Origin of the sequence: Streptomyces mirabilis, from assembly GCF_039503195.1 — a bacterium.
Classification (GTDB): Bacteria; Actinomycetota; Actinomycetes; order Streptomycetales; family Streptomycetaceae; genus Streptomyces; species Streptomyces mirabilis_D.
Window position 1 is genome coordinate 10,302,109 of record NZ_JBCJKP010000001.1, and the last position, 21,272, is coordinate 10,323,380.

Genomic DNA, 21,272 nt, shown 5'->3' on the forward strand with positions numbered 1-21,272 from the left:
TGAGCACAGGGCCGGTCGGCCCCGGGTCGGGGACGGGCGGCCCCACTCCGCGAGCTGCGTTCCTCCCTAACGTGGACACTGGACTGGGAGTGACGCGACCGACTCGTAGGAGCGCTGTTGTGGCGGGATTCCGGGATTTCCTGATGCGGTTCCGGCCGGTGGGTCTGCCCGGTCCGGCCGCCGCGGGAGGAGTGCCCGCCGACCGGTCGGCCGAGCTCGCCGCCGAGCTGGAGCCGCCGCTCGTACTCCTGGAGGAGACCGAGGCCGAGGCGCGGGCCGTACGGGAGCGGGCGGACGTGGAGGCGGCCCGGCGCCGTCGAGCGGCCGAACGGACTGCGAAGGACATCGTCGAACAGGCCCGAGCGCGTGCACCCGTCGTACGGGAGCAGAGCGCCGCCCTGGTGCGCGACGCCACCAAAGCCGAGGCCACGGAGCTGCTCGCGGCCGCCGCGCGCGACACCGCTGCCCTGCGGCGCCGGATTGAGCTCCGCACGCCCGCACTCGTGGACCGTCTCGTGGACGCTCTGGACAAGGAATTGACGGCCCCGGACGACGAGCGCCAGGAAGGGGGTCCGCCACCATGGGCGCCGGCTGGGTAGCGGGCGTGACGCGGTCCAGGGCCATGCTGTCCAGGTGTCTGGGCGCCGGGGCCCAGGATGTGGCCGGCGCCGCGACACTCGACGACGCGCTGAGGTACCTCGGTGCCACGGCGTACGGGCACGATCTCGGCTCGGCGGCCGACCTGGCCGACGCCCAGCGGGCGGTGTCGGCGACCCTTCTGTGGCATCTGCGGGTGCTCGCCGGATGGCAGCCTCGCGCGGGCGCCACCGCCGTCCGGCACCTCGCCTCCGGATTCGAGATCGCCAACGTGGACGACCACGCACGCGCGCTGTCGGGCGCGACCCCCTCTCCGCCCGCGCGGCGCGCCTACGGACTGGGCGCGTTGGCGACCGCGTGGCCGAGGCTGTCCCGCACCGGCTCGCCGGCCGAGCTGCGCGCCGCCATGGCCGGCTCCGCGTGGGGCGACCCGGGAGGCGACTCCCCGGCCGCCGTCGCCATCGGCATACGGATCGCCGCTGCCGGGCGTACCGCGGCGGCGGTGCCGCCCGCGACGCGCTGGGCGGCCGGCCGGGCCGCCCTGCTGGTGGGCCGCGAAGTATTCCTCGCCGACCGCACCTTGACGCTGCCGACCGCACACCGCGCCGCCCGGGTACTGGGTTCCAAGGCCGTGGGGGCGGCCTCGTTCGCCGAGTTCCTGCGGCACCTGCCGGGCGCGGCGCGCTGGGCGGTGGACGGCATCGGCACCCCCGCGGATCTGTGGCGGGCGGAGATCCGGTGGTGGTCGCGGTTGCGGCAGGAGGGCCTTGAGCTGCTCCACGGCTCCGGCCTCGATTCCTCGCCGGTCGTGGGCGCTGTCGCCGTGCTCTCGGCCGACGCGTGGCGGGTACGGGCCGCTCTCGAACTGGCCGCGCGTGGCGGCGGATCGCTGGAGGTCCTGGATGCCCCGGCCTGAGGTCGCGCGGCCGGTCCGTATGCAGCGCGTCGCGATCGTCGCGCCGCAGGCGACTTTTCGCGACGTGCTGGTCCGCATCGCCGAGGCGGGCAATGTCGAGATCGACCGGATCGACGACCCGGCACACGCGGCACCGGGTCCGGCCGCCCGCCGTCTTCGGCGACTGCGCCCCCAGGCTGCCGACGCCGTTCTGTGCGCGGCCCCGCCGGACCTCGACGCTCTTGAAGAGGCCGGTCGTGCCGACCTGCTGGCGGGCGAGGCACAGCTGGAGGAACGGATCGCCGGCGCGGTACGACGCGGGACCGTGGCGGCCCTCGCAGGCTGGTGCCCGGCCGCCGAGGTGCACCCCACAGCCGCACGGCTCACCGACATCGGAGGCGTCCTGGTGCCGCTGCCGACCCCCGGCGGTACCGACCCTCCGACGCTGCTGCGCTTCGCCGGACCGGTGCGTCGCTCCTTCGCCCCGCTGGTGCGCACCTACGGGACGGTTCCCTACGCGGACGTCGATCCGACCCTGCCCGCGGGGATCGTCTACGTGGTGATGTTCGGCGTGATGTTCGGTGACGCGGGACATGGGGCGCTGTTGCTCCTCGCCGCCCTGCTGCTCTGTCTCGGCCGACCCCGCCGGCTCGCGCCGCTGCGGCGGCTGTGGCCGTTCGTGGCCGGAGCCGGGCTGGCCAGCACGCTGGCGGGCATCGCGTACGGGGAGTTCTTCGGTCCGACGGGCGTGCTTCCGGTGCTCTGGCTGAACCCGCTGGACCAGCCGATGCGGCTGCTCGCCGCCGCGGTCGCGCTCGGCGCCGTACTCCTGGCGCTGTCGTATGGAGTGGGGACCGTGAACCGCTGGCGGGAGGGCGGCCCCGCGAACGCCCTGTATGCCGCGTCGGGCATCGCCGGTGCTGCGCTCTTCCTCGGTCTCGCCCTGCTCGTCGCCGGTGCCCACCTGGGCCGCGCCGCCTACGCGCTGGGAGGCGCCGCGCTCGCGCTCACCGGTCTCGCGCTGGCGGGCTCAGGACTGTTCACGGCCTCGGCGGGCGGGGTCGGCGGGGCCGCACAGACCGGCGTCCAGCTCTTCGACATCGTGGTGCGCATCGGCTCGAACGTGGTCTCCTTCGCACGGTTGGCGGCCTTCGGGCTCACCCATGCCGCGCTGGGCGAGATCGTGTGGCACGGCACGACAGGGCTGGCCGACAGGGGACCGGTGGCACTGCTCATGGCCGTGCTCGTCTTCACCGTCGGCAATGCCCTCGCCTTCGCGCTGGAGGCGCTGGTGGCCGGGGTGCAGGCGCTGCGGCTCGAGTTCTACGAACTGTTCTCCCGGGTCTTCGAGACCCAGGGCCGCCCGTTCCGTCCCTGGCAGGTTCCCGTGCAGCACACACCCGTACCGCACACGGAGGTGGCGTCGTGATCGCCTGGCTCATCGCCCTGCCCGTCGTCGTGGCGGCCTTCCTCGGCACGCGCCTGCTGCTGCAGCGGCGCGGCCGGGCCGCCGTCCGGCTGCTCGTCGGCGCCGACGCGGCGCTGCTCGTCGGCGCACTGGCGCTGCTGACCGTGACCCTGAGCGGCGCCCCCGCCCAGGCATCGGGCAGCCAGGCCGCCGCCCAGACCTCGGGTTCCGGCTCGGCGGCCCTGATCGGGGCCGCGATCGCGGTGGCCGGGGCGTCGATCGGCGCGGCCATAGCGGTCGCCTACACCGGAGCAGCCGCGCTGGCGGCCCTGAGCGAACGGCCCGAGCTGTTCGGACGGGCGATGGTCATCGTCGGACTCGCGGAGGGCATCGCCATCTACGGCCTCGTCGTCGCGATCATCCTCATCGGGAAGGCGTGACCGTGGGACGCGTGGCAGCCATCGGAGAACGGACCCGGGTGTCGGGACTGGCCCTGGCCGGTGTGACCGTCCTGGTCGCCGAGGAACCGGAGTCCGTACACCGGGCATGGCAGGACCTGCCGCGGGATGTCGCCCTGGTGATCGTCACCCCGGCCGCCGCCGACACCCTCGGCCCTGCGCTGCTGGACGGCGCCCGAACGCTCACAGCTGTACTGCCGGTGCTGCCGGTATGAGGCCCCCGGCCCACGCCGCGGAGTCCGCCCTCGAACCGGTGCGGGAGCGGCTGCTGCGCTCGGCCCGCGCGGACGCGGAGGAACTGCTCGCCCGCACGGACCGGGAGACCGAAGCACTGCTGGAAGACGCCCGGGCCCAGGCCGCCGCGATCCTCGAGGACGCCCGCCGGCAGGGCGAGGCCGACGCGGCTCAAGGCCGTGCCGCGGAGCTCACCAGGGTTCGCAGGACCATCCGAGCCCGCGAACTCGACATCCGGCGGCAGGCCTACGAGGAACTGGGCCGCAGCACCGCGGAACGGGTCGGGGGACTGCGGCACAGGCCTGACTACCCGGCCATGCGCGACCGGCTGGCCCGACGTGCCCGGCGGCTCCTCGGACCGGACTGCGAGGTCGCCGAGCACCCCTCGGGAGGCATCGTGGCCCGGGCGCCGGGCCGCCGGGCCGACTACACCCTGGATGCCCTGGCCGCCCGTGCCCTGGACCGGCTCGGCGCGGAGACGGAGACCCTGTGGGCACCGTGAAGGGCGCGACCGACGCGGTCACCGTCACTCCCGGCGACGGCCGGGAGCGACCCTGCCGCGTCCTGCGAGTGGCCGGTCCCCTGGTCGAAATGGAGTACGCGGTCGGTACCGCCATGTACGACGTCGTCTCCCTCGGCGAAGCCGGGCTGCCCGGCGAGGTGGTGGCGATCGAAGGAGGCGTGGTCACGGTCCAGGCGTACGAGTACACCGGCGGCCTGGCCCCCGGGCACAGCGCGCGTCCCCGGGGCATGCCGCTGGCCGCCCGCCTCGGCCCCGGTCTGCTCGGCGGGATCTTCGACGGTCTGCTGCGCCCGCTGTCCGGCGGTGGCGACTGGCTTCTCCCTGGTGCCGGCGCGACCGGGGACGGAGGGCGCCGGTGGAGGTTCACTCCCCGGGTGGCCGCAGGGGAACGGGTGTCGGAGGGCGAGACCCTGGGCGAGATCCGGGGAACCGGGCCGGTGCGCCTGCGGACTCTCGTACCGCCCGGTGCCGGCGGCGTGGTGGAGCGGATCGCCCCCGAGGACGTGTTTCCCGAGGACGCGATCGTGGCCGTCGTCGGAGGCACCGAGGTACGGATGACCGAGGACTGGCCCATCCGCCGTCCGCGCCCGGTTCGTGAACGCCTCGGTGCGGAGCAGCCGCTGAACACCGGCCAGCGCGCGATCGACCTGCTGTTTCCCGTCGCCCGGGGCAGTACCGTCGCCGTGCCCGGTGGCTTCGGAACCGGCAAGACGCTGCTGCTGCAGCAGATCGCCAAATGGTGCGACGCCGACGTCATCGTCTACATCGGCTGCGGAGAGCGCGGCAACGAGATGGCCGACGTCATCACCGAACTGGCCGCGCTGGAGGACCCAAGGACCGGAGGCCGACTCGCCGATCGCACGGTGACCATCGCCAACACCTCGAACATGCCGATGATGGCCCGCGAGGCGAGCATCTACACCGGCGCCACGGTCGCCGAGTACTTCCGCGACATGGGACTCGACGTCGTGGTCATCGCCGACTCGACCTCCCGCTGGGCCGAGGCACTGCGCGAGTTCGCCTCGCGCACCGGCGCGCTGCCCGCGGAAGAGGGGTATCCGGCGGGCCTGGCCTCGGCGATCGCCGCCTTCTACGAACGGGCCGGTGCGGCGACCACGCTCGGAGGCGGCCGGGGTTCGGTGACCGTGATCGGCGCGGTCTCCCCGCCCGGCGGAGACATGACCGAACCGGTCACCGCCCACACCGAACGGTTCGTACGCTGCCTGTGGACCCTCGACCGTGAACTCGCCTACGCCCGCCATTACCCGGCGGTGTCCTGGGCGGGATCCTTCTCGCGCGACGCGCAGATCCTCGCCCCGGGCCACACGGCGGCCGGCGACGCCGACTGGTCCTCCCGGCGTGCCAGGGCCGCCGGCCTGCTGGCCGAGGCCGACCGGCTGGCCGACCTCGTCGACCTGATCGGCATCACCGCGCTTCCCGACCAGGAGCGGGTCAGCGTGCTCGCCGGACGGCTGATGCGTGAGGGCGTCCTCCAACAGAGCGCGCTCTCCGCTCAGGACTCCTACTGCGGTGCGGACAAGAGCGCGGCGCTCGTCGAGGCCGTGCTCGCGGTCGTCGACCGGTGCCGAGAGCTCGTCGACGCCGGCGTGCCCGCCGCAGTCGTGGAGGAGGCGGACTTCGGCCCCCTGCTGCGCGCCCGCGAGGACGCCGGACCGAACGACGCCGCGGTCGTGGCGACTCGACGGAAGACCATGCTCGCCACGCTCACCGGGCTCACCGCGCTTCACGGGACGGCGACGGACGGGGAGGAAGACGGGGTGGAAGGGGAGAGGGCGTGACTTGCTGGAGCGAGGTCGAATACACGGCGATCCGCGAACTGCGCGGCCCGCTCGCCGTCGTCGACGGGGTGACCGGGGTCGGCTGGGACGAGTTCGTCCGGATCACGCTCGACTCCGGGGAGCAGCGGCACGGCCTCGTGCTGGAGGTGGACCGCGGACTCGCCGTGGTGCAGGTCCTGGAGGACACCGCAGGCATGGATCCGGCGCGGGTCAGGATGGCCTTCGCCGGAGGGCCGTTGCGCATCCCGGTCGGTTCCGGCTGGCTGGGCCGGGTCTGCAACGGCCGTGGTGAACCGATCGACGGCGGGCCGCCGGTCTTCGGGGCCTCCACCGCGGCGGTGGGCGGGAATCCGATCAACCCGGTGCGGCGTGAACCGCCGGCGGACCCGGTGCTCACGGGCGTCGGAGCCGTGGACGCGCTGACCACCCTCGTACGAGGCCAGAAGCTGCCGGTGTTCTCCGTCGCGGGCCTGCCGCACCTGGAGCTGGCCGCGCAGATCGCGGCCCAGTCCACGGCGGCCGGAGAGGCCTTCAGCGTCGTCTTCGCCGGAATGGGACTCACCCACGCGGACGCGTCCTTCGTGCGCGACGCCCTGGAGCAGCGGTCCGCCGCCGGAGAACTGGTACTCCTGCTCAACACCGCCGACGACCCGGTCATCGAACGGATCCTCACCCCCAGGATCGCGCTGACGGTCGCGGAACACCTCGCCTTCGACATGGGCGGGCACGTGCTCGTGGTCATGACCGACATGACCAGCTACGCCGAGGCACTGCGCGAAGTCTCCGCGGCGCGCGGCGAGATCCCCGCCCGCCGCGCCTACCCCGGCTATCTCTACAGCGACCTCGCCTCCCTCTACGAGCGCTGCGGACGCATCCGCGGCCGGCCCGGCTCCGTCACCGTCCTCCCGGTGCTCACCATGCCCGCCGGTGACATCACCCATCCGGTCCCCGACCTCACCGGCTACATCACGGAGGGGCAGATCGTGCTGTCCCGCGAGACGCACGCGCAGGGCGTCTATCCACCCGTGGACGCCCTGTCCTCGCTCTCCCGCCTGATGCGCAAGGGCGCTGGTCCCGGCCGTACCCGGCCCGACCACCTCGATGTCGCCGCGCAGATGCTCGCCGCCCTGGCCCGCGCCCGGCAGGTACGTGAGTTCGCCGACCTGGTCGGGCAGACCGCGCTGAGCCAGGCCGACCGCCGGTACCTCGACTTCGACGAGGCCTTCCTGCGGCGCTTCGTGGACCAGCGGCGCGACGAACTGCGGACCCTCGACGAGACGTTGGAAAGCGCCTGGCGGGTGCTGCTCACCCTGCCCCGCGGTCAGCTCGCCATGCTGCCGTCCGCGCTGCTGGACGCGCACGGCGCGGAGCGGGGGTGAACGCGGTGGCCCCCATCCGTACTCCGCCCGGGCGGGCCGGCCGGCAGCATCTGCTGCACCGCCTGGCCGTCGCCGCGCGTGGAGCCGACCTGCTGGAGAAGAAGCTTCGTATCCTGCGCACGGAACACCAGCGTCTCGTAGAGGCCGAGGAGGCCTGCTCGGCCGCCTGGCGGGAGCGGCTGGGGGAGGCCGAGACCTGGTTGTCGCGCGGGCTCGTCCTGAGCGGGGAGCACGCCCTGTACTCGGCGGCGGCCGGTCTCGCTCCGGCGGACGTCACCGTCCGCTGGACCGCGTCCATGGGGGTGCGCCGCCCCTCGGGGATCTCGTGCACGGTCCCCGCACGCCCGACGAGCGCAGCCACACCGGGCAACACCGCCCTGGTCCACGCCGAGGCCGCCTACCGGCAAGCGGTACGGGCCGCCGCCGACCACGCCTGCGCACGGGCGGCCGCCCGGATCGTCGGCGCGGAGGTGGCGAGCACGAGCCGGCGGGTCCGCGCGCTCCGGCGCCATTGGATCCCGCGCCTGCAGGAGGCACTGGCCCACGTGGACCTCGCTCTGGAGCAGAGCGAGCACGAGGACTCGGTCAGGCGGCGGTGGGCCGCTCAGGTCCTGAAGGGACTGGAACGGCAGACCGAGCGGGATGGACCGTCCGAAGACCGAAGTGTTCGGCGCTGAACGCCGCGTGCCTCGTCCGGGCCATGACGCATGTCTCGTCCGGGCCCTGGAAGGTGTCGTGGACGTCGAGTGCCGAGCCGACTTCAGGGCTGGATGTCGAGTACCTCCGGTACCGGGCGGCGTGGTGTGCCGGGGCCCCCGGGCCCGTAGCCGAGGCGAAGAACCATCTGCACGTGGGCGGACCCCGACAACGGGTCGCGCAGCGGCCAGCGCAGGTCCGGCCATTCCAGGGCCTGAGTGACGAACGAGCTGGACAGACCTTCGAGGGTGGCCAGCAGCAGCACGCGCTCCATGGCCTGACCGGCACGCAGCCAGTCCTCCGGGCGGTCGCGAGAGGTGCTGAGGAGGGCGAGTTGGGGGGAGCGTTCGAATGCGGTCGCGGTGCGGCCCGCCACTGACCTGGCGCCCGCGAAATCGCGGACCGGAGCCTTGCCGCCGCGCTTGCGCGGCCCGAAGGCGTACTCCGGGACCCCGTCAGCGGCCGACATCACCGATGGGGTGCCGATACGGGTCCAGGCGGCCAGGTCCTCGTCGCTGCCGCGATCGGTCCGATTGCGTGCCTCGGCCTCCTCGACGAGTTCCAGCACCTCGTCCAGATGCCATGCGGTGGCGAAGGACAGTGACGCCCCCTCCAGATGGGCGGCGTCGCTCAGTGCCGTCCGCACGGCCTCGGGTATCTTCGTCTCCTCGAACGGGAAACGACTGCTGTGGCGCTGGTGGATCGCCGGATACAGCGCGGCGAGGTCGCTCTCGCCGCTTCCGAACCCTGTCGGTTGTACGGTCGCGAGCAGGGCGGGGTCGGCGAGGTCGGGCAGCAGCAGGGTCGCCGGGTACCAGCCCCCGTGGGCAACCGCGACCCGCAGGTTGAGCAGGGCGGCGCCGCAGCCGAGGTGGAGGGCGCGGGTGTCCGGGTCGGAGTGGGGCATGGCTCGGGCGAGATCGGCGCGCACATGGAACGTGCGGCTGCCCTGGAAGTAGCGGAATCGCCACGGCTGTGCGTTGTGCATCGACGGCGCGGCCGTGGCGTCGCGGACCAGGGTCGCCACACGCTCCGGCGAGAGTGCTCGTTGGCTCACCGGTGCCTCCCTTCACAGATCGGCGAACCCTTGGGCGGGGCCGCTCCTGGACTGTCGCGGGATGCTCGGGGCGAAACGCCCGCAGGCAGAAGCGCAGTCAGTGACCGCTCCGATCGGACGGACTGATGCGACGCCCCGTGAGCTGTGTGGGCCTGATCGACACCCACAGCTCGCGTTCGCCCCCTGCCCATGGCTTGCTGTGGGCGTGATCGGCCAGCCGTCGCACCGCCTCGGGCTCGGTGACCGCCCGGGCGGGACCGACGGCCAGCACACTCCAGCCCTGGCTCATGGCCTCGTCCACATGGTCGACCTCGAAGGCGACGTCCGTTCCCACGGCTGCCGCCGGGGCCGAGTTCGGTGCGGTCCGGAAGACGATCGCGTCGTCGACGACCTCGTAGTTCACCGGAACGACCGCCGGGCCGCCAGGGGTCGACACCGCGACACGCCCCAGGCCGTGTGTGGAGAGCCGGGCGCGACACTCGTCCGGGCTGAGGTCCCGCAGCTGGGGATCGAGGAGTGCCTGGCCCCGGCCGGGCGGGAGATCGATTCCGCTCCCGCGCAGCGCCGCGACGGACGTGCCCAGCGCGGCGGCCAGCCTGATGAGACTCGCCAGGCTCGGGTCGGCCGAGCGCTCTTCGAGGTAGGCCAGGTACTGCGGCGCCATTTTGGCGCGCCGGGCTGTCTCCGCCCGGGTCAGTCCCTGTCGCCGGCGTTCGGCGGCCACGCGGCGGCCGATGTCACCGGCGTGGGACGCCCCCTCCGGCGGTGGCGTGTCGGACCCGGCATCCGTCCGCTGACGTGCCTCGTCCGAGCTCGGCCGGGAACCCACGTCAGGGGAAACCGGGCCAGGGCTCCCCCCTGTCCCGTGTTCGAGGTGACGGATGTGCGCGTCGGGCCCGGGGAACACGAGCGTCACCTCGTCCGTGTCCGACCAGTGCACGTCGTAGGGAGGGGTTCCGTCCTCGTGATGGAGCCCCACGATTTCGCCGTCGCGCCGGGTGGCGCCGTTGGCCGGGCTTTCGACGACGAGTTGATCGCCGAGGTGAGCTCGCATGGTCGCCGCCCCTTCCTCAGAATGGTGCTGTACCCAACGTGCCACGCGCACAGGCTCCGCCGCATGGCCCGAACAGCCCGACCGGGGGTGCCGAACGGACTGTTCTCCGGCCGACCGGCCCCTCAAGGCGTGTCGAGGGCCGCAGCACTCCCCGGTGATCTCGTCACGGATGGCGTCGCCGCGCCGCAAAGATATCCGTAGCCGTCGCCGTGGCTGACGATGCCCGTCGTCGCCGGGCACCGGACGTGTGCGTGGCCCGGGTCGATGCGAGCCCGCTGCGCCGACGTCCGTCACACGGGCCATCCAGCTGCCGGTCGAGGACTTCGCCCGGTGCCGGGCGCGCCCAGGTCCTTGATGTCGCGCTCGGCGGTGCTGACCAGTTGCTGGCCGAGGTCGTGCATGGCCCTGCCCGCCGCGAGTTCGTCACCGATCTCGGGCACCTCGGCGTCCGTGGGGTTGCAGCGCGCCGCCCCGTGGCCGGTGAGGGTCGTGGTTCCGGTGTTGACAACGACACGTGCCTTGGTCGTTCCCTCGTCGTCCTCGGAGAGGTAGAGGCGAACCTTCCATTCCACCGTATGCAGCATCATTTTCTCCTCACCTTGGTACGGACCGGTCCGGTCCGGTCCGGTCCGGATGGCTCGCCCGGAATGCCGGCGGTCACCGGTCGTCCTGGGCAGGGTCTCTTCCTCGATGCGGTGTCGGACGCGGTCGGTGAGGTCACCTGGCTGAGCACGTATGTTTCGACCTGGGCCTGCGGGAGCGGAGCGGTCACCTCCAGCAGGGGCTCTCCCGCGAGAACGATCCGTCCTTCCGGCACCACTGGGACCTGTCCGGTGAACTCAAGGCCGAGCGGCGTGTCCACGTCGGCGGCGGGCGGTGCCGCACGGTGGCGAAGGCGTCGGCGTCCTCGGCGCCGTCGCAACGGACATCGACGCCAACTCCTCGCCGCCGGTGGAGGCTTCGTCCAAGCACTGGCGCAGGCGCGCGGACCACTCGGTTCGCCCATGAGCGGGCCCGGCTTCCCGCGGGCGGTCCCGCTCCGTTCCTCATCACGGTCGAACAGCGGCGAACCCCGGTCATAGGGCCGAAGGTCCCCGGCGGGCGGCCATCCGGGCCACGCACCGGCGGGGCTCCCCCTACGACCCGTCGCACCGGAGAGTCCGCATGCGCCGCGAGTGGATTTCGGGTATTTCTCGGATGAAAGGGGTGAAAGGCAACCGTGTTCGGCGCGTCGGCGCAGACGATCGAGCAGTGGGCAAGTGGACCCGCTCACGGTCATTCCGGTTTCTTACGAGACGAAGGTAGTCGCCATGGAGCCAGTGGTCACCGTGGGCCTCGACGGCTCACCCGAGAGCCTTGCCGCCGCCCACTGGGCAGCCGACGAGGCCGAGCGGCGCCGGCTCTCGCTGCGTCTCTTGCACGCATGGCCCCTGCTGGCGCCGGAACCGCCCCGTGCCCCCGCGGAGGTGGATCAGAACTACTGGGCGAAGAGGATCGTGCACAACGCGCGGGCGGAGCTCCAGGCGAGCCACCCGGGCCTCTCGATCGTCGGCAATCTGGTTGCCGAAGACGCCCAGGACGCCCTGCTGCAAGCGGCATCGGAGTCGGAGATGACCGTGCTCGGCTCGCGCGGGATCGGGGCCGTCGGGAGTTACTTCCTGGGTGACATCAGCATGCCCGTCGTGGCACGGGCCGATCGCCCGGTGGTCCTCGTGCGCGCGGAAACCCGCGAAGCGGGGTCACGGCCCGCTCCGGGTAAGGCGGGTGGCGTAGTCGTGGCTCTGAAACTGCACGGTCCATCCGACGACCTGCTCGAATTCGCCTTTGTCAGTGCCGCGGCGCGGGGCGTGCCGCTTCGAGCCGTCCACGGCCGGAGCCTGCCGCTTCACGCGCATGTGCCCTGGGGTACGGACCACGCCGTCACCGAAGAGATCACGCAGGACGCGCAGAAGCACCTGAGTCTGGCCCTGCGCCCCTGGCGCGAGAAGTTCCCAGGTGTGGAGGTGGAAGACCACGTCGCACTCGAAAGCCCCGCCAAGGCCGTGATGCAGGCCGCCGACGGCGCCGGGCTGCTGGTCGTGGGCCGACGCAAGCACGTCCCCGGACCGGCACCACGCCTGGGCCCCGTGACGCAGGCCGCTGCCCATCACGCACGCTGCCCGATCGCCGTAGTCCCCCATGACTGAGCCGGGCGGCCCGCGTGCGGAGGTGCGCGAGACCCATACCGCCGTGGTGTTCTTCGTCGGCGACCGCGCCTACAAGGTCAAGAAACCGGTCGACCTCGGGTTCCTGGACCACACCACCGTGGTGGCGCGCCGGGCCACCTGCGAGCGGGAAGTCGCGCTGAACCGTCGCTTCGCCCCCGACGTCTACCTCGGCCTGGGGGAATTCCACAGCCCGGAGACGGACATGCCCGAACCCCTCGTCGTGATGCGCCGTATGCCGGGGGAGCGCCGCCTTTCCCGGCTGGTGAGGGAGGGCATGGACGTTGACGCGGCCGTGCGGGCCGTGGCCCGGTTGCTCGCCACCCGGCACGCCGGCGCCACCCGTACCCGGGACGTGGACGAGCAGGGAACCCGGGATGCCCTCGCGGCACGATGGGAAGCGAACTTCGCGGAGGTTCGGGCATTGGCGGACGACGGCCTCGTCCCCGAGGGCGTGGAGGACGTCGAGCGACTCGTGCGCCGTTATCTCGTCGGCCGAAAACGGCTGTTCGACATGCGCATCGAACAGGGGCGGGTGGTGGACGGGCACGGCGACCTGCTCGCCGACGACATCTTCTGCCTCGACGACGGCCCACGCGTGCTGGACTGTCTGGAGTTCGACGACCGGCTGCGCTACGTCGACGGCCTCGACGATGCCGCCTTCCTCGCCATGGACCTGGAACAGCTCGGTGCCCCGGAGACGGCGGCACTCTTCCTCGCCGCGTACAGCGAGTACTCCGGCGACCCGGCGCCGCCCTCCCTCCGTCACCACTACGTCGCCTATCGCGCGTTCGTGCGTGCCAAGGTCGCGCTCATCCAGGCGCGCCAAGGCGCGCCCGGCGCGGAGGGGGCCGCACGCCGGCTGATCGCGACGGCCCTGCGGCACCTTCGTACGTCCGCTGTCGGCCTGACGCTCGTCGGCGGGCTTCCGGGCAGCGGGAAGTCCACGCTCTCCGGCGCCCTAGCGGACCGGCTGGGCGTCACCCTGCTCAGCAGCGACCGCGTGCGCAAGGAGCTGGCGGGCATCCCGGCCGAGGAGCCCGCGTCGGCCGGGTACGGCGAGGGCCTCTACACACCGGAGTGGACCGACAAGACCTACGCGGCCCTGCTCGATCGCGCGTCCGCCCTGCTGGCCGACGGCGAGTCCGTCGTCCTGGACGCCACCTGGACCGGCGCGAGGCAGCGCGAAGCCGCCCTGCGCATGGCCGAACAGGCAGGCGCCGACCTCGTGGCCCTGCACTGCCAGGTTCCGGATGATGTCGCGGCGGCCCGCCTGACCAGCCGCGCGCGCGGAGCATCCGACGCCGACCTCGACGTGGCCGCCACGATGGCGACCACGGAACCGCCCTGGCCGGAAGCCGTCGTCATCGACACGAGAGGCCCCCTGGAGGCCGCGGTAGTCCGGGCGCTGGCGGCCGTACGCCCTTACGCCACCAGCCAGGCCCCGGTCTTCCGGCGCCCCTACATGGAGCCGGACTGAGCAGGTGACCCGGAGGACCCAGCGACTGAGGCTCAGGACGAGGTCGTACAGATCCTTCGGGTACGTGTCGGTGAACGCCATGGTCACGGCGCGATGAGCGTCCGGGCGAGGACGTTTCTCGCGCTTCACGTGGTCTTGCGCCGCCACTGCGGTCCGACCTGGTCCCACTCACGCCCCCACTGGTCGTAGCGCCGCTGGTCGAGCCGCCACTGCGCGACGCGCCCGGCGGCGAACGCCAGGCCGCCGAAAGCGACAGCGGCCGCGACACCGAGGCAGGCTGCCTCGGCGGCGGCCGCCGAGGCGGTCGGCGGCTGTGTGGTGAGCTGCTCCTTGCTGTTCAGCCAGACGACGACCCTCGAGCCGACCCGGTGGCCGTGGCCGTAGTCCACCATGGCCTGGCCGGTACGGGTCGAGCCGTCCGTCGCCGTCCAGCGGACCGTCGCTCGGACCCGGTCGTAGGGGGTATCCGCGCCGATCCCCACCGCTTGGGCCTTGCTCGCGACGAGGACGGCCTGGACCGGATGCCGCTCGTGCCGAAGCCGCGCGAAGGACGCGTCGGCGGCATGGGCCGTCAGCAGGCCGGTCAGGGTGCCGCCGATCGCCATGACCAGCCAGATGGCCAGCACGACCCAGGCCTCGACGAGGTCGTCGTGCCGTCGCAACGGATTGCTCCGCCACCGCCAGAGCAGTTGCCTCACACGCTTGGTCCTGCGCATCCGACCGCACCTCCTCATCGTCGTTGACTGGACGGTGCCATGGGGGAACGCGCGGCGGCAGGGGCCGACCAGGCGGCATCGCGCCCCCGCTCGGTCCCGCAATGGGGACCGATCGGCCCAAGCGGACGGGCATCGTCGCCCTCAGGCTGGACATACAAGGCCAACCCGCGCGTGAGTAGGCCGCGCAGCGGCGTCCCACCAGCCTCGGAGTCGGCGAGTCGACCAGGAGGGGTGGTCGCGCGCATCGGGGCGCTCGCACGCCGTGGTCCCCCGCCACCGGCGTCTGCCAGGCCCAGAAAGGGGTCGTCATGAAAGCACTCGTGTTCCACGGTTCCGGAAAGTCCGCGTGGGAGGACGTCGCGGACCCCGGTATCCAGGATGCCACCGACGCGATCGTCCGCGTCGATGCCGTCACGATCTGCGGAACCGACCTGCACATCCTCAAGGGCGACCTACCGGAGGTGCGCCCGGGAACGGTGCTCGGACACGAGGCCGTCGGGGAGGTCGTCGAGGTGGGAAGCGACGTCCGTACGGTCCGCCCCGGTGATCGTGTCCTGGTCTCGTGCATCACGGCGTGCGGCCGCTGCCGCTACTGCCGGGAGGGCTCGTACGGGCAGTGCCGTGCGGGCGGGGGCTGGATCCTCGGCCACTTGATCGACGGCACGCAGGCAGAGTACGTCCGCGTACCCCATGCGGATCTGTCCACGTATCCGCTGCCCGGTGCGGTCGAGAGCAAGGACGCCGTGCTGCTGGCCGACATCTTCCCCACCGCCTACGAGGTGGGCGTGCTGAACGGGCGGGTACGGCCCGCGGACACCGTGGTCGTGGTCGGGGCGGGGCCGATCGGGCTCGCCGCGATCGCCACGGCACGGTTCTACACCCCGGAGAGGATCATCGCCGTGGATCTGGCCCCGGCCCGGCTGGACGCCGCCAAACGCCTCGGCGCCGACGCCGTCGCCTCGGCCGGGGACGAGGCGGAGCAGCTGGTCGCCGACCTCACCGAGGGACTCGGGGCCGACGTGGTCATCGAGGCGGTGGGGGTGCCGGCGAGCTTCGAGGCGTGTACGCGCATGGTGCGGCCCGGCGGCCACGTGGCCAACGTCGGGGTGCACGGCAAGCCCGCGACACTCCACCTCGAAGACCTGTGGATCAAGAACGTGACGATCACCACCGGCCTGGTCGACACGTACTCCACTCCCACCCTGCTGCGCATGATGGCCGCCGGGCAGCTCCCCACGTCGTCCCTGGTCACCCACATCTTCCCGATGGACGCGATGGAGGAGGCGTACGAGGTCTTCGCGCGGGCCGCGGACACCGGTGCGCTCAAGGTCGTCCTGGGCGGTCCGCAGCACGACGCCCTGACGATCAGGACGCCCTGACAGTCAGGACGCCTCGACAGGAGGAAGTGAACGGCCATGTGTGAACACACACCGCCGAACGCCGCGTCCGCCACCGCGGACAGCGCACAGGGCGACATCGGACGTCGCATCGCTCAGCGACGTGAGGAACTGGGACTGACCCGGGAGGAGACGGCCTTCCGGGCGGGCACCGCTCCTGGCTACGTCCAGTACCTGGAGGAACAGTCCACCGCGATGCCCGGGACGGCCGTCCTCATCCGGCTCGCGGACGCGTTGAGCACGAGCGTCACGGCCCTGCGCGGAGGCGACGCCGATCTGCCACCCGGCGTGGGCCGAGCCGCGCTCCACCCGGAGCTGGTCGAACTCAGCGCCGAGGAGTGCCGCAGCCGACTCTCCGGGCACGGTGTCGGCAGGATCGCGATGGACACCCCCGACGGGCCGATCGTCGTCCCCCTGAACTACACCGTGATCGATGATTCGGTCGTGTTCCGGACGACACCCGACGCCGTGCCCGCCACAGCCGTCGGGGCACATGTCGCCTTCGAGGTCGACCACATCGACGACGCGCTCAGCCAGGGCTGGAGCGTGCTCATCCGCGGCGTCGCCCGGGCCGTGACGGACCCCGACGCCGTACGTCGGCTGACGGAACTCGCCTACAGCCGTCCATGGGCGGGCGGTGAGCGTGACGTATGGGTGCGCCTCGAGCCCACCGACATCACCGGGCGCCGAATCGCGGTGCGGTGACGTCATGGGTCGGGGTGCGACGACCTCATGGGTCGGTCGGGGCACCGAAGGGTGGCCGCTCTCAGGCCGACCTGGACCGAACGGCCCTCGCCCCTGTCCCTCGCCCCTCACAGGATGAAACACGTACCGCTGTACCCCGTGACGGCTGAGCCCGTCCACCCCGTGAAAGTCGAACCCGGTGATGAATCCCAACGACGGCTTCCGTGAACTCGACCGCGAGGAGTGCCTGCGTCTGCTGGAGCGGGCACCGATCGGCCGCGTAGTCCACACGCGCCACGCCCTGCCCGCCGTCCTGCCGGTCAACTTCTGCCTGGACATCGACTCCGCGGTACTGATGCGTACTTCCGCCGACTCGGAACTGGCCGCCGCGATCGACGGCGTGGTGATCGCCTTCGAAGCGGACGAGGTGGATGCGACGGCGCACTCCGGCTGGAGTGTCGTGGTCACCGGCCGCGCGACGGTGGTGACCGATCCCGTGGAGCACGGCCGGCTGACCAGGATCGGCCCGCGCTCATGGGTGGCCTCGCCCAAGGAGGTCTTCATCCGCATCGAGCCCGAATTGGTGACCGGCCGTCAACTCGTCGCAGGGCGCACGGTCTACGGCGTCGACCTCTCCTCCTGAGCGGCCCCGTCACTCGCAACGGCCCAGTGCGCCGTCTCCCCGGTCGACCGGGGAGACGGCGCACTGGGCCGTTCGGGGCGACGCGCCCGGGACCAATGGCCCCCGTGGGGGACGAGTGGCCACTGACCACGATCACGGCAGCCCAGCAGGATCGTTCCCGGATCGACTCTTCCCCAGCCCGTCCCCGGCGACCCGCGCAAGGAGCACAGCCATGTCCAGCACCCCAAGCAGCTGCGAGAAACCAGACCCCAAGGCGGCATTGGGCCTCCCCTCGGCGACCGCGCTCGTGATCGGCAGCATCATCGGCACCGGAGTCTTCGCGCTCCCCTCGGCCCTCGCACCGTACGGGCCGATCTCGCTCGTGGCGTTCGGCGTCGTCACGCTCGGCGCGCTCGCCCTCGCGGTGACCTTCGGGGCGCTGTCGAAGCGCGTCCCGGCGAGCGGCGGGCCGTACGTCTACGCCCGTGAGGCCTTCGGCGAGTTCGCCGGCTTCCTCAACGCGTGGTCGTACTGGATCACCGCGTGGGCCGGGAACGCCGCCATCGTGGTGGCGTGGGTCGGATACGTCGAGGTGTTCGTCAACACCGGCCACCGCACGGCGATGTCGGTGCTCATCGCACTGGTCGGGCTGTGGATCCCGGCCGCGATCAACCTCACCGGCGTACGGAACATCGGTGCCTTCCAAGTGATCACCACCGTGCTGAAGTTCATCCCGCTGGTCTTCATGGCCACGGTCGGGCTGCTGTTCGTGGACGCGCACAACTTCGGTTCCTTCAACGCCGGCGGCCGGTCGGCGATGGGCGCGATCTCGGCCGCCGCGGCCATCGCCCTGTTCAGCTACCTCGGCCTGGAGGCCGCCTCCGTGGTCGCCGGCCGGGTCCGTGAGCCCGGCCGCAACGTGCCGCGCGCCACCGTGTACGGCACCCTTGCCTGCGCGGTCATCTACATCCTGGGCACCCTCGCCGTCTTCGGCACCGTCCCGCACGGCGAACTCGGCTCCTCCACCGCGCCGTTCACCGACGCCGCCAACAACATCTTCGGCGGAACCTGGGCCGGTGACACGGTCGCGGTGGCTGCCGTCATCTCCGGGATCGGCGCTCTCAACGGCTGGACCATGCTCTGCGCGGAGATGCCGTACGCCGCCGCCCGCGACGGACTCTTCCCCGGGGCCTTCGCGAAGCTGCGCGGCGAGAACGGCGTCCCGGTGTTCGGCATCGTCGCCTCCACCGTCCTCGCCTCGCTGATCACCGTGTTCAGTTACACCCGCTTCGACGACGTCTTCACCAAGATCGTGCTGCTGAGCGTGCTCACCGCCGTGATCCCGTACCTCTTCTCCGCCGCCGCCCAGCTGTACTGGCTGCTGGTCCGAGGCCGCGAGAACCTCAGCCCCCGGCGGCTGGCCCGGGACGCCACCGTCTCCGCGCTGGCGATGGCCTTCTCGTACTGGTCGATCCAGGGCAGCGGCTACCAGACCGTCTACTACGGACTGTTCGTCCTGCTGCTCGGACTACCGGTGTACGTGTGGCTGAAGCGCGACCGCGGGGAGTACGGCGAGACCGGCGGCGTGCGGCTCGCGGCCGCGCCCGGTGAGGTGCGGGCCGCGGAGACCGTCCTGACGGCCAGGCGACTGTCCCGAGGCCTGCCCACGAGCCGAACCGGCGGCTTCCGGAAGAGCCCCCTCAACCACCAGGACTGACCGCACCACTCCACCACCCGGCATTCGTACGACCACAGGAGCAGCCACGCCATGAACACCTTCCACGTCGACTCCGAGGTCGGCCGCCTCCGCCAGGTGATCCTGCACCGCCCCGGCCTCGAACTCTCCCGGCTGACCCCGCGCAACGTCGACGCTCTGCTCTTCGACGACATCCTCTGGGCCAAGCGGGCCCGCGAGGAGCACGACGCCTTCGCCCAGGTCCTGCGCGACCACGGAACTCGCGTGCACTACTTCGCCGACCTGCTGGCCCAGACCCTCGACGTCCCGGAGGCCCGTGACTGGCTCCTGGACCGGGTCGTCACCCGCGCGAGTGTCGGCCCCGCCCTGCTGGATCCGGTGCGCGCGCGCTGCGCCGAGCTGGACGGCGAGACCCTCGCCGGCTACCTGATCGGCGGCATGCTCAAGAGCGACCTGCCGCTCGCCACCCCGCACAGCCTGGTCTGGAACGCGCTCGACACCGACGCCTTCGCGCTCGCCCCACTGCCCAACCACCTCTTCCCGCGCGACAACTCCTGCTGGATGTACGACCGGTTGTCGGTCAACCCGATGGCCAAGCACGCCCGGCGGCGCGAGAGCCTGCACGCAGAGGCCATCTACCGGTTCCATCCGATGTTCGCCTCCGACGCGCCCGAGCCGATCCTCGACGGCCCCGTGGGGACGCTCGAAGGCGGCGACGTGCACGTCCTCGGCAACGGCGCCGTCATGGTCGGCATGGGGGAGCGGACCACCGCCCAGGCCGTGGAGAACCTGGCCGGGCGGCTCTTCGCCGACGGCACGGCCACCCGGCTGATCGCCGTCCAACTCCCCGCCACCCGTGCGTACATGCACCTCGACACCGTGCTGACCATGCTCGACCGCGACGCCTTCGCCATCTACCCGGGCCTCGCCGACGCCCTGCGCTCGTGGACCCTGCGGCCCAGTGACGCCCACGCGACCGGCTTCGACGTCACCCCCAACTCCGACCTGGCGACCGCGCTCGCCGAGGCCCTCGACCTCGACAAGGTGCGGATGCTCGCCGCGCCGCAGGACATGGCGGGCGCCGAGCGTGAACAGTGGGACGACGGCAGCAACTTCCTCGCGCTCGCGCCCGGAGTCGTCGTCGGCTACGAGCGCAACGTCACCACCAACACCTACCTCCGCAAGCAGGGCATCGAGATCGTCACCATCGCCGGCGCCGAACTCGGCCGCGGCCGGGGCGGCCCGCGCTGCATGAGCTGCCCGATCGAACGCGACCCGGCCGACTGAGCGTCGCCGTCACCGACACGGGCCGTACGCCTCAACGACACCCCGGCCCCTGCCCGCATCAGCCGCATCAGCGAGGAACCCCATGACCACAGAACTGCGAGGCCGCTCCTACCTGAGCGAACTCGACTTCACCGCCGCCGAGATCCACCACCTTCTCGACCTGGCCGCCGAACTCAAGGCGGCCAAGCGCTCCGGCACCGAACAGCCCCGGCTGACCGGCAAGCATCTCGCGCTGATCTTCGAGAAGACCTCCACCCGCACCCGCTGCGCCTTCGAGGTCGCCGCCGCCGACCAGGGCGCCGCCACCACCTACCTCGGCCCCGGCGACACCCACGTCGGCAGCAAGGAGTCCATCGCCGACACCGCCCGCGTCCTCGGTCGGATGTTCGACGCCATCGAGTACCGCGGCTCCGCCCAGTCGATCGTCACCGAACTCGCGGCCCGCTCCGGTGTCCCCGTCTACAACGGCCTGACCGACACCGCACACCCCACCCAGAGCCTGTGCGACGTCCTCACCATGCACGAGCACAGCCCCAAACCACTGCAGGAAATCAGCTACTGCTATCTCGGCGACGCCCGCAACAACATGGGCAACTCGTTGCTGTCGATGGGCGCCCTGCTCGGCATGGACGTACGGATCGCCGCGCCCAAGGCGCTGTGGCCCGAGCCGGAGCTGGTCGGGGCCTGCATCGCGCTCGGCGAGGGCAGCGGGGCCCGGATCACCCTCACCGAGGACGTCGAGACCGCTGTACGCGGCGCGGACTTCCTGCACACCGACGTCTGGGTCTCCATGGGCGAACCGGCCGACACCTGGCGCGAGCGCATCGAACTGTTGGCGCCCTACCAGGTCAATGCCAAGACGGTCGCCCTCACCGGCAACCCGGACGTCAGGTTCATGCACTGCCTGCCCGCCCTCCACGACCACAGCACCCGCCTGGGCCGCGAACTGCTCGACACCTACGGCCTCGACGGCCTCGAAGTCACCGACGAGGTCTTCTCCTCGGCCGCCTCCGTCGTCTTCGACCAGGCGGAGAACCGGCTGCACACCATCAAGGCCGTACTCGTCGCCACCCTGGAGGACTGAGC

General features: G+C 72.0%; 21 protein-coding genes. 17 read left to right on the forward strand and 4 right to left on the reverse strand.

Going from position 1 to position 21,272, the window contains the following annotated elements; genetic code table 11:
• Window positions 1-119 precede the first annotated feature (119 nt).
• The 9 genes from AAFF41_RS46840 to AAFF41_RS46880 are packed head-to-tail and all read left to right on the forward strand — an operon-like array spanning window position 120 to window position 7,970.
• Window positions 120-599: a hypothetical protein gene (locus AAFF41_RS46840; RefSeq protein WP_319749889.1), complete on the forward strand. Its 480-nt coding sequence runs from the start codon at window positions 120-122 to the stop codon at window positions 597-599.
• A 5-nt stretch (window positions 600-604) separates the two neighbouring features.
• Window positions 605-1,513, forward strand: a complete 909-nt coding sequence (locus AAFF41_RS46845; RefSeq protein ID WP_343325982.1) for a hypothetical protein — start codon at window positions 605-607, stop codon at window positions 1,511-1,513.
• Window positions 1,500-2,921 (forward strand): V-type ATPase 116kDa subunit family protein, encoded by a 1,422-nt coding sequence (locus AAFF41_RS46850; RefSeq protein ID WP_343325983.1) that lies wholly within the window; start codon window positions 1,500-1,502, stop codon window positions 2,919-2,921. Before AAFF41_RS46845 ends, AAFF41_RS46850 begins: the two co-directional genes overlap by 14 nt.
• Window positions 2,918-3,340, forward strand: coding sequence for an ATP synthase subunit C (locus AAFF41_RS46855; RefSeq protein WP_266639527.1), 423 nt, complete (start codon window positions 2,918-2,920; stop codon window positions 3,338-3,340). The genes AAFF41_RS46850 and AAFF41_RS46855 overlap by 4 nt, the downstream gene beginning before the upstream one ends.
• A gap of 11 nt (window positions 3,341-3,351) precedes the next feature.
• Window positions 3,352-3,573, forward strand: coding sequence for a V-type ATP synthase subunit F (locus AAFF41_RS46860; protein WP_319749884.1), 222 nt, complete (start codon window positions 3,352-3,354; stop codon window positions 3,571-3,573).
• Window positions 3,570-4,094, forward strand: a complete 525-nt coding sequence (locus tag AAFF41_RS46865; protein ID WP_343325984.1) for a hypothetical protein — start codon at window positions 3,570-3,572, stop codon at window positions 4,092-4,094. Before AAFF41_RS46860 ends, AAFF41_RS46865 begins: the two co-directional genes overlap by 4 nt.
• Window positions 4,082-5,914 (forward strand): V-type ATP synthase subunit A, encoded by a 1,833-nt coding sequence (locus AAFF41_RS46870; RefSeq protein ID WP_319749880.1) that lies wholly within the window; start codon window positions 4,082-4,084, stop codon window positions 5,912-5,914. The genes AAFF41_RS46865 and AAFF41_RS46870 overlap by 13 nt, the downstream gene beginning before the upstream one ends.
• Complete coding sequence (locus AAFF41_RS46875) at window positions 5,911-7,293, forward strand: V-type ATP synthase subunit B (RefSeq protein ID WP_319749878.1); 1,383 nt, start codon at window positions 5,911-5,913, stop codon at window positions 7,291-7,293. Before AAFF41_RS46870 ends, AAFF41_RS46875 begins: the two co-directional genes overlap by 4 nt.
• 5 nt (window positions 7,294-7,298) lie before the next feature.
• Entirely contained in the window at window positions 7,299-7,970 is a 672-nt protein-coding gene (locus AAFF41_RS46880; protein WP_319749876.1) for a V-type ATP synthase subunit D, read from the forward strand.
• An 83-nt stretch (window positions 7,971-8,053) separates the two neighbouring features.
• On the opposite strand, the gene AAFF41_RS46885 is transcribed toward AAFF41_RS46880, so the two are convergent.
• From AAFF41_RS46885 to AAFF41_RS46895, 3 genes are all read right to left on the reverse strand, one after another.
• Window positions 8,054-9,046: an Acg family FMN-binding oxidoreductase gene (locus tag AAFF41_RS46885; protein ID WP_319749874.1), complete on the reverse strand. Its 993-nt coding sequence runs from the start codon at window positions 9,044-9,046 to the stop codon at window positions 8,054-8,056.
• Between the two features lie 97 nt (window positions 9,047-9,143).
• Window positions 9,144-10,100 (reverse strand): pyridoxamine 5'-phosphate oxidase family protein, encoded by a 957-nt coding sequence (locus AAFF41_RS46890; protein WP_319749872.1) that lies wholly within the window; start codon window positions 10,098-10,100, stop codon window positions 9,144-9,146.
• A 290-nt stretch (window positions 10,101-10,390) separates the two neighbouring features.
• Window positions 10,391-10,684 (reverse strand): dsRBD fold-containing protein, encoded by a 294-nt coding sequence (locus AAFF41_RS46895; protein ID WP_319749973.1) that lies wholly within the window; start codon window positions 10,682-10,684, stop codon window positions 10,391-10,393.
• A 726-nt stretch (window positions 10,685-11,410) separates the two neighbouring features.
• On the opposite strand from AAFF41_RS46895, the gene AAFF41_RS46905 reads away from it, so the two are divergent.
• A complete protein-coding gene (locus AAFF41_RS46905; protein ID WP_343326461.1) occupies window positions 11,411-12,286 on the forward strand; it encodes a universal stress protein in 876 nt (291 codons plus the stop codon).
• Entirely contained in the window at window positions 12,279-13,784 is a 1,506-nt protein-coding gene (locus tag AAFF41_RS46910) for a bifunctional aminoglycoside phosphotransferase/ATP-binding protein (RefSeq protein WP_319749869.1), read from the forward strand. Before AAFF41_RS46905 ends, AAFF41_RS46910 begins: the two co-directional genes overlap by 8 nt.
• 125 nt (window positions 13,785-13,909) lie before the next feature.
• On the opposite strand, the gene AAFF41_RS46915 is transcribed toward AAFF41_RS46910, so the two are convergent.
• Window positions 13,910-14,500 (reverse strand): DUF3592 domain-containing protein, encoded by a 591-nt coding sequence (locus tag AAFF41_RS46915; protein WP_319749867.1) that lies wholly within the window; start codon window positions 14,498-14,500, stop codon window positions 13,910-13,912.
• A 308-nt stretch (window positions 14,501-14,808) separates the two neighbouring features.
• Between AAFF41_RS46915 and AAFF41_RS46920 the strand changes: the two genes are divergently transcribed.
• From AAFF41_RS46920 to argF, 6 genes are all read left to right on the forward strand, one after another.
• On the forward strand, window positions 14,809-15,879 hold the full coding sequence (locus AAFF41_RS46920; RefSeq protein WP_343325985.1) for a zinc-dependent alcohol dehydrogenase family protein: 1,071 nt from the start codon (window positions 14,809-14,811) through the stop codon (window positions 15,877-15,879).
• 36 nt (window positions 15,880-15,915) lie between these two features.
• Complete coding sequence (locus tag AAFF41_RS46925; protein WP_343325986.1) at window positions 15,916-16,602, forward strand: helix-turn-helix domain-containing protein; 687 nt, start codon at window positions 15,916-15,918, stop codon at window positions 16,600-16,602.
• A gap of 181 nt (window positions 16,603-16,783) precedes the next feature.
• Complete coding sequence (locus tag AAFF41_RS46930) at window positions 16,784-17,224, forward strand: pyridoxamine 5'-phosphate oxidase family protein (protein ID WP_054231998.1); 441 nt, start codon at window positions 16,784-16,786, stop codon at window positions 17,222-17,224.
• A 286-nt stretch (window positions 17,225-17,510) separates the two neighbouring features.
• Window positions 17,511-18,920 (forward strand): APC family permease, encoded by a 1,410-nt coding sequence (locus AAFF41_RS46935; RefSeq protein WP_388415150.1) that lies wholly within the window; start codon window positions 17,511-17,513, stop codon window positions 18,918-18,920.
• A 51-nt stretch (window positions 18,921-18,971) separates the two neighbouring features.
• The gene (locus tag AAFF41_RS46940; protein ID WP_319749863.1) at window positions 18,972-20,186 is read left to right on the forward strand and encodes an arginine deiminase; all 1,215 of its coding nucleotides are present in this window, start codon (window positions 18,972-18,974) and stop codon (window positions 20,184-20,186) included.
• 82 nt (window positions 20,187-20,268) lie between these two features.
• On the forward strand, window positions 20,269-21,270 hold the full coding sequence (gene argF / locus AAFF41_RS46945) for an ornithine carbamoyltransferase (protein WP_319749862.1): 1,002 nt from the start codon (window positions 20,269-20,271) through the stop codon (window positions 21,268-21,270).
• The last annotated feature ends 2 nt before the right edge of the window (window positions 21,271-21,272 follow it).

Excerpts from the sequence above, each read along its gene's own strand:
- AAFF41_RS46925 (WP_343325986.1), top strand. The coding sequence starts at position 15,916 with ATGTGTGAACACACACCGCCGAACGCCGCGTCCGCCACCGCGGACAGC.
- AAFF41_RS46895 (WP_319749973.1), bottom strand. The coding sequence starts at position 10,684 with ATGCTGCATACGGTGGAATGGAAGGTTCGCCTCTACCTCTCCGAGGAC.
- AAFF41_RS46865 (WP_343325984.1), top strand. The coding sequence starts at position 3,570 with ATGAGGCCCCCGGCCCACGCCGCGGAGTCCGCCCTCGAACCGGTGCGG.
- argF (WP_319749862.1), top strand. The coding sequence starts at position 20,269 with ATGACCACAGAACTGCGAGGCCGCTCCTACCTGAGCGAACTCGACTTC.
- AAFF41_RS46850 (WP_343325983.1), top strand. The coding sequence starts at position 1,500 with ATGCCCCGGCCTGAGGTCGCGCGGCCGGTCCGTATGCAGCGCGTCGCG.
- AAFF41_RS46905 (WP_343326461.1), top strand. The coding sequence starts at position 11,411 with ATGGAGCCAGTGGTCACCGTGGGCCTCGACGGCTCACCCGAGAGCCTT.
- AAFF41_RS46940 (WP_319749863.1), top strand. The coding sequence starts at position 18,972 with ATGAACACCTTCCACGTCGACTCCGAGGTCGGCCGCCTCCGCCAGGTG.
- AAFF41_RS46910 (WP_319749869.1), top strand. The coding sequence starts at position 12,279 with ATGACTGAGCCGGGCGGCCCGCGTGCGGAGGTGCGCGAGACCCATACC.
- AAFF41_RS46930 (WP_054231998.1), top strand. The coding sequence starts at position 16,784 with ATGAATCCCAACGACGGCTTCCGTGAACTCGACCGCGAGGAGTGCCTG.
- AAFF41_RS46920 (WP_343325985.1), top strand. The coding sequence starts at position 14,809 with ATGAAAGCACTCGTGTTCCACGGTTCCGGAAAGTCCGCGTGGGAGGAC.
- AAFF41_RS46915 (WP_319749867.1), bottom strand. The coding sequence starts at position 14,500 with ATGCGCAGGACCAAGCGTGTGAGGCAACTGCTCTGGCGGTGGCGGAGC.
- AAFF41_RS46890 (WP_319749872.1), bottom strand. The coding sequence starts at position 10,100 with ATGCGAGCTCACCTCGGCGATCAACTCGTCGTCGAAAGCCCGGCCAAC.